The sequence below is a fragment of the Pseudomonas sp. NPDC087346 genome, assembly GCF_044744235.1.
Classification (GTDB): domain Bacteria; phylum Pseudomonadota; class Gammaproteobacteria; order Pseudomonadales; family Pseudomonadaceae; genus Aquipseudomonas.
The window spans coordinates 1-10,013 of record NZ_JBIUXX010000109.1; the positions used below are offsets into that span (position 1 = coordinate 1).

Sequence of the window (10,013 nt, forward strand, 5' to 3'; positions counted from 1 at the left end):
AAGTTTACTTGCAGTCCTTATTGCAACGCGGATCAACATTGACAGAAGCACCAGTGGCGGTAGCCACGAGTTGACTGAGAGGCTCAGGGCGTGAAAGGGCCTTGTGGATCAAGATCAAGAGCTCAGCCGAGCTAACGCTCATCCTGAGAGTGGTGAAGAGCGTGGTGGCTGTACGCGAATCCTGTGGGAGCTGGCTTGCCAGCGATGGCGGCCTGACAGCCGACCAATCTCGCCCGGATGCCCACAATCCCTGTAGGAGCTGCCGGAGGCTGCGATCTTTTGACTTTGCCTTTATTGAAGCAAGATCAAAAGATCGCTGCCTCGTTTCACTCGTGAGCTCCTACAGGTTGGGTTTGTATCTTGCGGGTGTGTAAGTGTGTTGATGAAATCGAGAACCTTCCCACATGTTTTTCAGGTTGTCCGTCGGACGCTGGATCTCTAGCCTAGGTCTGTCGCTGTAAAAAGCAGCGACCGGGTTTCGCAGCCCGGTTAAACTTCGGGCGCATAGCGTCCACCATCCGAAAACGGGCGCTTTTTTGTGTCTGTGTTATGGCGGTTGTGCGCGGGATACCTTCGGGTATGCCGGGTGCCTGAAGTCCCGGTCTGCGAACCTGCGTACAGCTGCCACCCTCAATTCGTTTCGCAGCGAACAGTGGCAGCTTCACTACTTCAGGAGTTTCACCATGTTCAAGCACACCCCGAATCCCCCGGAATCCGAGACCGTCGAAAGGCCCACCGACCCGGTTTCTCCCTACGCCTTTCTCGATTCCAGAAAGCTCCACGATGCCGCCCTGCGCGCACTCGATCATTACCTGGCACCTCCCGCGAAAAAACCGGAATCGCCTGGCATCCCAAGCACGATTTTTACCGTGCTCCCCGAGGTCAACGCTGAAACCCTGTTGGCCCATGCCTGTGAAACGCTGGCCTCGGCCAATATCATGGCCACCGAGTTGGCTTTCACCTTGAGCGGTCCAACCTGTAATCAATTGCTCGGTATCCAGCAGTTGATTTCCCTGGCCGAACTATCGGTGAACCGCGTGCTGGATAAGGTTGACCCGCAAAGCTGACGCATATGAAAAAGCCCGCTGACCTTCACAGGTTCAGCGGGCTTTTTGTATTGCGGGAAGCGTTACAGCGTACCAAACACCTTCTTCGCCAGACTGGTCGCCGCAGCGGCCGGGTTCTGGCGGATGGTTTCTTCCTGTTTGCCGATCATCTCGAACAAGCCATTCAGCGCTTGCTCAGTGACGTAGCTTTCGATGTTGGCGCTCTTCGCGTCGACTACACCGAGCGTCGCGGCTTGGCCGGCGAAGGCGTTGTATTTCTGCGCCACGCCTACCTTGTCGGTGGCCTGTTTGACGATTGGCAGGAACTTGGTGCGGATCTGTTCGCGGCTGGATTTGTCCAGGTATTGGGTGGCCGAATCCTTGCCGCCGCTGAGGATGCCTTTCGCGTCGGCGACGCTCATTTTCTTCACGGCGTCGACGAGGATCGGTTGGGCCTGGGTCACGGCGCTTTCCGCTGCCTTGTTCATCGCGGTTTCGAGTTCATCGACCTGCGCGCCCATGCCGAAGGCTTTCATCTTGCCGGCGACTTTGCCGAGTTTGCCCGGCAGTTCGATTTTTACCTCTGGGTTGTTGCTGAAACCACCCGGGGTGCCGAGTTGTTTGACAGCCAGTTGTGCGCCTTGGGTCAGGGCGTCCTTGAGGCCGCCGGTGGCGTCGTTTTGCGAGAGGTCGCTGAGCGACAGCGCCAGTGCGTTGGCGGAGATCATCAAGCCCGCGCACAGGCCGGCGAAGCGAAGGGTAGGGCGGAGCATGGCAGCTTCCTTGACAGACAATTAGCGAATGGCGTCGACGCGGATTTTCAGCGGCTGCGGATCGTTGCCGTCGAGTTGTACGGCGTGGTTTTCGGTGGTGATGAACATCAACTCACCGTTGACTTCGATACGCGCGCTGACCGAGTAGCGATGGCCAGGTTTGATCTGCGCCGGATCGTAGCTCAAGTGGAACGGCAATGGCACCTGTCCTTGAACCGGACCTTTCTGCACGTCGAGTACCTGGGCCGGTGCGTCGGCCAGCGACACGTCTTGCAGGCTCACGCTCAGCGTTGCGCTTGGCGGCAAGGCGATACGTTGCAGGTAGAACACTTCGCCGTCGAGGCTGGCCTTGCCGGCGGGTGTAGTTGATTGGCAGGCGCTCAACAGTGTGGCAGCGGCGAGAAGGGTAAGTTTTTTCATCGGGGCCTCTGAGACTTTGGCGCCGGAAGAATCCCGACGCTAAAGGAAATCTAGCGGATTTTCGCCGCAGAGTCAGTGAACAAACGTAAGGGGTTTTCCAGCCAACGCATCAGCGCTCGAAATGACCGCGAAGTTGTATTGGGCGACGCGGGAGAAAGTTCGACCAGTTCCGGTGTAATCAGCAGTCGTTGGTGGTAGCGATTTTCAATGCCGGTCAGTGCATAGCGTTTACCGGGTATGACGCTGTCAGGATCATATTTAAGATAGAACGCGGCGGCTGACTGTTCGTCATGTTTGATACGCACCAGTTCAACTTCGGCAGCTTCTGCTTCATGCAGGATGATAGTGACTGCTTCTTCTGGCAGAACAGGATCGGGTTCTTGAGTTTCGATATACAGAAAACCAATCGGGCTCAGGTGCACAACCTGACGATGGGGAGTGCTGTTGACGATGACGAAATAGTCCTGCTCGATCAGCAAGGGCAGTTGGTTGTGAAGGATCTGCACGTTGACTTGATACCTGACACCCACATCGCTGTAGTGATGAGGAAAGTCAAACTTCCAGCCGGCGTCGAAGATCGAGGCGCGGTGCCAGTCCTTGATGTTAATCGGAGATTGGGAGTTGAACACTTTGACGCTGACAATGGTTTCATTGTCGCCATCCAAAGGTGCGCGGAATTCGGGTGGTAGACGGAAGTCCAGGATTACTGTGGGAGTTTGTTCGGTTAACAGGCTCATCTCGATATCCTTATCGCGATTTTTTGAATGAGCCTATTAATTCATGGATCAACTAACGGGGATACCCAAGTGCGTCCCCGTTAGTTATCAGAAAGTTTCAGACTTCAGGTGCAATCGCCGTTTCCGCCGCATCTTCACTGCGATGCAACGCCACCTGACGGATCGACAAACGAATCTCTGCCGGCAACACACGCTTGGCCGCGCCTTCGGCCAGTTCGCCGAGCAGTTCGTGGTAGCTCAGCTTGCCGGACTCGTCGCGACGCAGCACGTCGAGGTCGAGCAGGGTCTGGATGAAGTGGCGGAACAGGCTCTTGTCGAAGAACTCCGGCGCGTTCAGGCCATGCAGGATCGACAGGCGCTGGGCCATGACCGTGCACAGGTCTTCCAGTTCTTCGGCGCTGATGCTGTTCTGGCCGCTGTTGAGCAGCAGGGAAACAGTCATGTAGAAGCGCTGCAAGGTCTGCGCAATGCTCTTCGACAGCAGAGTCAGCAACACAAAGTGACGCGAGCTCGGTGCCGGACGCAGATACACGTCCTTCTCGAAACGCAGCAGGCCTTGCTCGACGAACGCTTCCAGCCACTGATCGACCACATCATCGAGTTCGTCCAGCGTCCAGCGAATGAACAGTTCCGCTTGCAGGTACGGATACAGTGCGCGGGTGTAGCGCAGGATCTGTTCGCGGCTCATGCGCGAGGCGCTCTGGAAGAAGCTCGCCAGCAGCGCCGGCAGGGCGAAGATGTGCAGCACGTTGTTGCGGTAGTAGGTCATCAGGACGGCGTTTTGCTCGTCCAGATAGAGGATTTTACCCAGCGCATCGTTCTGCTCGGACAGCAGGTCCATGTCCTTCACATGCTCGATCAATGCCCGGCCATCACCTTCCGGCAGGGTGGTGTGCGGCGAGTACGGGACTTTGCGCAACAGCGCCAGATACAGATCCAGCACCCGCGCCATGGCTCGATCATCGAGTGCCAGTCGCGTCGTCGAGAGCAATGCCAGCGCCACCAGATTGACCGGGTTGATCGCCGCCGCTTCGTTCAGATGCTGCGCGACTTTTTCGCCGAGGCGATTGGTGGTTTCGTTGAGCCATGCCGGTTTGTACTGCGGGCCGAGTTCCTGCTGGCGCCAGTCCGGTTGTTCTTTATCGAGGAATTCCGCCAGTTTGATCGGCTCGCCGAAGTTCACCGCCACTTGGCCGAAGCGCTGCTTGAGCGCGCCGATGACTTTGAAGATGTCGAAGATCGATTCTTTCTTCTTGCTCGCGCCGCGCAGTTCGCCCAGATAGGTACGACCTTCCAGTACACGCTCGTAACCGATGTACACCGGCACGAACACGATCGGCATCCGCGACGAACGCAGGAAGCTGCGCAGGGTGATGGCGAGCATGCCGGTTTTTGGTTGCAGCATGCGTCCGGTACGCGAGCGGCCGCCCTCGACGAAGTATTCGACCGGGAAACCTTTGGTGAACAGCGTGTGCAGGTATTCGTTGAACACCGAGGTGTACAGCGGATTGCCCTTGAATGTGCGACGCATGAAGAACGCACCGCCACGACGCAGCAGGCTGCCGATTACCGGCATGTTGAGGTTGATCCCGGCGGCGATGTGCGGCGGGGTCAGGCCGTTGCGGAACAGCAAGTACGAGAGCAGCAGGTAGTCGATGTGGCTGCGATGGCACGGTACGTAGATCACTTCGTGACCCTGAGCGACCTTCTGCACGCCTTCGATGTGGTTGACCTTGATCCCGTCGTAGATCTTGTTCCAGAACCAGCTCAGCACCACTTCGAGGAAGCGGATGGCGGTGTAGGTGTAGTCCGAGGCGATCTCGTTGCCGTAGCGCAGGGCCTGGGCCTTGGCTTTTTCCGGGGAGATGTTTTCGCGCTCGGCTTCGTCGAGGATCGCTTGTTTGACCAGCGGCTGATTGAGCAGGCCTTTGACCAGATTGCGCCGGTGAGAAATGTCCGGGCCGATCACCGCAGCCTTCAGGTTGCGAAAGTGTACGCGCAGGATGCGCTGGGCCATGCGCACGGTGCGTTCGTGGCCCTTGTTGTGGTCGATCAGTTCGCGCAGATGGATCGGCGCCGAGAACTGCACGCGGGTCTTGCGCCCGAGAATCATGATGCTCAGCAGACGACGCAAGCGCCCGGTGACCGCCCAGCTGTCGGCGAACAGCAGTTTCCACGGGCTGTTTTCGCTGTCCGGCGACTGGCCCCAGAACACGCTGACCGGAATGATCTGCGCGTCTTCGGCGGCGTTCTGGCTCAGCGCGCTGACCAGTCGGGTCAGAGCCGGCGGCGCACCGCGTTTGTCCTGACGGCCGAGCCAGTCCGGCTCCGGCGTCAGATAGAAAAACGCCGCCGGTTCGATCAGCGAACCCACCGACACCGGCAGCACCGGACGTGGCAGTCCGGCCTTGGTGCACTCGGTATCGAGCACCGCGAGGTCAGTCAGCGAAGGGTTTTGCAGGACGTAGAACACCGGACGACTGCGGTCGAGGTTGAGGGTGAACGACGACTGGTTGATCGTCTCCGAGCGAACCCAGAGGTACAACAGTCGGCGCAAGGTGCCAAACACAAGACGGCGGAACGGGGAACGGGTCATACGGCTTCTGCGTGAGTGAATAAAACCGAGCGTTTGCTCGGGTGGGCGATAGTGTGCCGTATTGGGCGAAAATCGGCAAAAAAGCGGCGAAGTAAACTCCTGTTGAGAGTTTTGGCGCCTGTCATATACTCGGCGGTCTGTCGCCGCGACGCTCTAATGGATGTCGGGCGCAGTCTGGCGTTCCTGAGGCTTTCCTGCGAAAAGCCCGTTCAATAATAAAAAGGGAGTATGAACAGATGGCAACACGTGAAACCGGCAATGTGAAGTGGTTCAACGACGCCAAGGGCTACGGCTTCATTCAGCGCGACGACGGGGTGGACGTGTTCGTGCATTACCGTGCGATTCGCGGTGAAGGTCATCGTTCGTTGAACGAAGGCCAGCAGGTCGAGTATGCGTTGGTGACGGGCGAGAAGGGTTTGCAGGCTGAAGACGTTGTAGGCCTGTAAACACAGGCCTGTGGATCACTCATAAACACTGTGGGAGCGGGCTTGCCCGCGAAGGCGGCGGCACATCCAGCATCGATGTGACTGATCTGCCGTCATCGCGGGCAAGCCCGCTCCCACAGGTTTTGTATAGCTTTACGCAGTTTTCCAGGTGATTTCTTCTTCACCGTCTTCGCTGATACGCATCCAGCGATCCGCTGTCTCTTCACCTTCTTCCTCGACCCACGTTCCCGGTGCGCAACGTACTTCGACGTTCAGCGCGGCAAAGGCTGCGCGGGCACAGGCGATGTCGTCGTCCCATGGGGTCTGGTCGCTTTCCAGGTACAGGCTGTTCCACTTGCCCACGGCTTTCGGCAGCCAGGTCACTGGCACGTTGCCGGCCTTGCACTTGTAGGTCTGGCCTTTCTGTACCCAGTCGCTGCAAGGGCCGAGCGCGGCGCCGAGCCATGCCGAAATGGCTTTGTGGTCGACGTCGGCGTCTTTCAGGTAAATCTCGATGTCCGGTTGGCGCATGGATGTCCTCACTGCGGGTCTGAAAAATCCATTCGCGGATTTAGCCGGTCTCAAGCCGTTGCTCAAGACCAAAAATTAAGATTGAAGAACGAAATAATCGTAGCGCATCGACACGGTGGTCACGAACGGCTCAGCCTGTTCGATCACCGCCGCGCGACGTTCGGCGCTGGCACGCCAGCCATGCGGCGTCATGGCCAGCAGATTGGCGCGATCCTCGGGTTTGTCCAGCGTCAGCTTGAACTCCAGGGTTTCGCTGTGCGCCAGCGCCATGCCTTGCGGCACCAGGGCCAGATGCTTGTCGTCGGTGTACTCGCGCACTTCGTCGTACAGGCTTTCACGCAGCTCCATCAGATGGCCGCTGGTCGGCCCGACTTTCATCAGCCCGCCGCCGACACTCAGCAAACGCTTGGCTTCTTCCCAGTCCAATGGACTGAAAACACTGGCGAGAAACTGGCAGCTACCCGACGCCAACGGCACCCGGGCCATGCTGGCGATCAACCATGTCAGTGCCGGATTGCGTTTGCAGGCGCGCTTGACGGCTTCGCGGGAGATATCCAGCGCGTAGCCATCGGCGTCCGGCAAGGCCTCGGCGATTTGCGCGGTGTAGTAACCCTCGCCACAACCGATGTCGACCCAGCGTGCCGGTGCATAACTGGCTGCCAGCTCGGCCAGACGTTTCGCCACCGGGGCGTAATGCCCGGCGTTGAGGAAGTCTCGGCGCGCTTCGACCATCGCCTGATTGTCGCCAGGGTCGCGGCTGTTCTTGTGTTGCACCGGCAGCAGGTTCAGATAACCCTGCCGCGCACGGTCGAAACGGTGGCCGGCAGGGCAGGCCACGCCGTTATCCACCGCGCTCAGCGGTTCACTGCAAATCGGGCAAGCAAGCATCAGGCGAGCAACTTGATCAGGGTCTGGTAGTAAATCTCGGTCAGCACGTCGAGATCGGCTGCCAGTACACGCTCGTTGACCTGGTGAATGGTCGCGTTGACCGGACCCAGTTCAACCACTTGCGTGCCCATGGTCGCGATGAAGCGACCATCGGAAGTGCCGCCGCTGGTCGACGCTTTGGTCTGGCGACCGGTGATGTCCTTGATGCTCGCCGATACCGCGTCGAGCAGTGCGCCCGGCTCGGTGAGGAACGGCAGACCGGACAGCGCCCAGTCGATGTGCCAGTCGAGATCGTGCTTGTCGAGGATGTCAGCCACACGCTTTTGCAGGCCTTCGACGGTCGATTCGGTGGAGAAACGGAAGTTGAACACCGCCACCAGATCGCCCGGAATCACGTTGGTCGCGCCGGTGCCGGAGTTGAGGTTGGAAATCTGGAAACTGGTCGGCGGGAAGAAGTCGTTGCCATGATCCCAGTGCTCGGCGGCCAGTTCGGCCAGCGGCGCAGCAGCGAGGTGGATCGGGTTCTTCGCCAGATGCGGATAGGCGACGTGGCCCTGAATACCTTTGACGGTGAGCTTGGCGCCGAGCGAGCCGCGACGACCATTTTTGACCACATCACCCACCAGCGTGGTGCTCGACGGTTCGCCGACGATGCACCAGTCCAGACGCTCTTTACGCGCGGCAAGACGCTCGACCACAGCTTTGGTGCCGTGGTGCGCCGGGCCTTCTTCGTCACTGGTGATCAGGAACGCGACCTTGCCCTTGTGATTCGGGTAGTCGGCGACAAAGCGCTCGGCGGCCACGGTCATCGCTGCGAGGCTGCCTTTCATGTCCGCCGCGCCACGGCCGCAGAGCATGCCGTGTTCGTCGATGATCGCGTTGAACGGGTCGATCTGCCATGCGGTAACCGGACCGGTTGGCACCACGTCGGTGTGACCGGCGAAGCACAGCACCGGGCCGTCCTGCTCACCGTGAGTAGCCCAGAAGTTATCCACATCTTCGATGCGCATTGGCTCCAGGGTGAAACCGGCATCGCCCAGGCGCTGCATCATCTGCTTCTGGCAATCGGCGTCGACCGGCGTCACGGACGGACGGCGGATCAGGTCGATGGCGAGTTGGAGGGTCGGCGAAAGGTCGGCGTGGGCCGTCATGGAGAACTCCGAAGATCATGAATTTGGGCACGGACTAACTGTAGGAGTGAGCCTGCTTGCGATAGAGGTGTCTCAGTCAACGTAAACGTCGATTGTTACACCGCTATCGCGAGCAGGCTCACTCCTACAGGAATTGGGTTCGGTCAATGAACCGAATCACTCCAAGCCCTGCAAAATGGCGGTTATCTTAAAGCAAAACGGCGGCCATTGGCCGCCGTTTAGTGCATCGGTGAGGATTTAGACCGCCGGTGCCGGTTCCGGCGTCGGCGCAGGTTTTGGCAGCGACGACAGGAACGCCATGATCAGCGCCGCCAGGTAAGGCAGCGACTGCACCAGCAGCATGGTCACCCAGAAGCGCATGTCGTTGCTCGGCAAGCCCTGCACCAGGAAGATCCCCAGCGCCGCGCCCCACAACAGCAGCATGATGAACAGCTCTTCCCGCGCCTCGGAAATCGCCACCCAGAAGCCGTGGTTATCAGCGTTTTTCGGGGTGCGGAAGAACGGAATGCTGCTGGTGAAGAAGCCGTACAGCACCGCTTTGGCGATGGTGTGCGACAACGCCAGGCCGGCCAGTGCCGCGCAGAATGCATCCTTCAGGTTCACGCCGACTGCGCGGCGATACAGGAAGATGATCTTGCCGACCTTGAACACGAACAGCGCCAGCGGCGGGATTGCGAAGATCAGCAGTGGCGGATCGACCCGTTGCGGCACGATGATCATCGCTGCTGACCACAGGAGTGCGCCGACGGTGAAGAAGATGTTCATGCCGTCCGCGACCCACGGCAGCCAGCCCGCGAGGAAGTGGTAACGCTGGCCGCGAGTCAGCTCAGTGTCCTTGCCGCGTAGCAGGCTGCCGGTGTGACGCTTGATGATCTGGATCGCGCCATAAGCCCAACGGAAACGTTGCTTTTTGAAGTCGATGAAGGTGTCCGGCATCAGGCCCTTGCCGTAACTGTCGTGGTAATACGCCGCCGACAGGCCTTTTTCAAACACGCGCAGACCGAGTTCGGCGTCTTCACAGATGCACCAGTCAGCCCAGCCCAGTTCTTCCAGAACCGAACGGCGGGTCATGGTCATGGTGCCGTGCTGAATGATCGCGTCGCGGTCGTTACGGGTGACCATGCCGATGTGGAAGAAACCTTTGTACTCGGCGTAGCAGAGCTTCTTGAAGGTGCTTTCGTTCTGGTCGCGGTAATCCTGCGGCGATTGCACCACGGCGATTTTCGGATCGGCGAAGTGCGGCACCATGTGCTTGAGCCAGTTCGGGTGTACGCAGTAATCGGAGTCGATGACTGCGATCACTTCGGCGTCCTTGGCGGTGTGCGGGATCAGGTAGTTCAGCGCGCCGCCCTTGAAACCGGCCAGGGGCGAGACGTGGAAGAACTTGAAGCGCGGGCCGAGGGTTTCGCAGTAGTCGCGCACCGGTTCCCAGACCGCCGGGTCTTT

The 10,013-nt window shown here is 59.2% G+C and carries 10 protein-coding genes; 2 read left to right on the forward strand and 8 right to left on the reverse strand.

Annotated elements, in window-relative coordinates; all coding sequences use genetic code 11:
- Window positions 1–683 precede the first annotated feature (683 nt).
- Window positions 684–1,067, forward strand: coding sequence for a DUF6124 family protein (locus ACIOZM_RS30435; RefSeq protein ID WP_401221098.1), 384 nt, complete (start codon window positions 684–686; stop codon window positions 1,065–1,067).
- Between the two features lie 62 nt (window positions 1,068–1,129).
- On the opposite strand, the gene ACIOZM_RS30440 is transcribed toward ACIOZM_RS30435, so the two are convergent.
- The 4 genes from ACIOZM_RS30440 to plsB form a co-directional block, all read right to left on the reverse strand.
- Complete coding sequence (locus ACIOZM_RS30440) at window positions 1,130–1,819, reverse strand: DUF4197 domain-containing protein (protein WP_401221100.1); 690 nt, start codon at window positions 1,817–1,819, stop codon at window positions 1,130–1,132.
- A gap of 21 nt (window positions 1,820–1,840) precedes the next feature.
- Window positions 1,841–2,239 (reverse strand): YbaY family lipoprotein, encoded by a 399-nt coding sequence (locus ACIOZM_RS30445; protein ID WP_401221103.1) that lies wholly within the window; start codon window positions 2,237–2,239, stop codon window positions 1,841–1,843.
- Window positions 2,240–2,289: 50 nt separating this feature from the next.
- Complete coding sequence (locus ACIOZM_RS30450; protein WP_401221106.1) at window positions 2,290–2,976, reverse strand: hypothetical protein; 687 nt, start codon at window positions 2,974–2,976, stop codon at window positions 2,290–2,292.
- Between the two features lie 97 nt (window positions 2,977–3,073).
- Window positions 3,074–5,572: a glycerol-3-phosphate 1-O-acyltransferase PlsB gene (plsB, locus tag ACIOZM_RS30455; protein ID WP_401221109.1), complete on the reverse strand. Its 2,499-nt coding sequence runs from the start codon at window positions 5,570–5,572 to the stop codon at window positions 3,074–3,076.
- 236 nt (window positions 5,573–5,808) lie between these two features.
- On the opposite strand from plsB, the gene ACIOZM_RS30460 reads away from it, so the two are divergent.
- Window positions 5,809–6,018: a cold-shock protein gene (locus ACIOZM_RS30460; protein WP_401221112.1), complete on the forward strand. Its 210-nt coding sequence runs from the start codon at window positions 5,809–5,811 to the stop codon at window positions 6,016–6,018.
- A gap of 132 nt (window positions 6,019–6,150) precedes the next feature.
- Here the strand turns inward: ACIOZM_RS30460 and ACIOZM_RS30465 are convergent, their stop codons facing one another.
- From ACIOZM_RS30465 to ACIOZM_RS30480, 4 genes are all read right to left on the reverse strand, one after another.
- Window positions 6,151–6,528 (reverse strand): hypothetical protein, encoded by a 378-nt coding sequence (locus ACIOZM_RS30465; RefSeq protein ID WP_016985110.1) that lies wholly within the window; start codon window positions 6,526–6,528, stop codon window positions 6,151–6,153.
- A 75-nt stretch (window positions 6,529–6,603) separates the two neighbouring features.
- On the reverse strand, window positions 6,604–7,416 hold the full coding sequence (locus ACIOZM_RS30470) for a putative RNA methyltransferase (protein WP_401221115.1): 813 nt from the start codon (window positions 7,414–7,416) through the stop codon (window positions 6,604–6,606).
- Entirely contained in the window at window positions 7,416–8,567 is a 1,152-nt protein-coding gene (gene dapE / locus ACIOZM_RS30475) for a succinyl-diaminopimelate desuccinylase (RefSeq protein WP_401221117.1), read from the reverse strand. Before dapE ends, ACIOZM_RS30470 begins: the two co-directional genes overlap by 1 nt.
- A gap of 237 nt (window positions 8,568–8,804) precedes the next feature.
- On the reverse strand, window positions 8,805–10,013 hold a 1,209-nt coding region (locus ACIOZM_RS30480), incomplete at its 5' end, for a glycosyltransferase family 2 protein (RefSeq protein WP_401221120.1).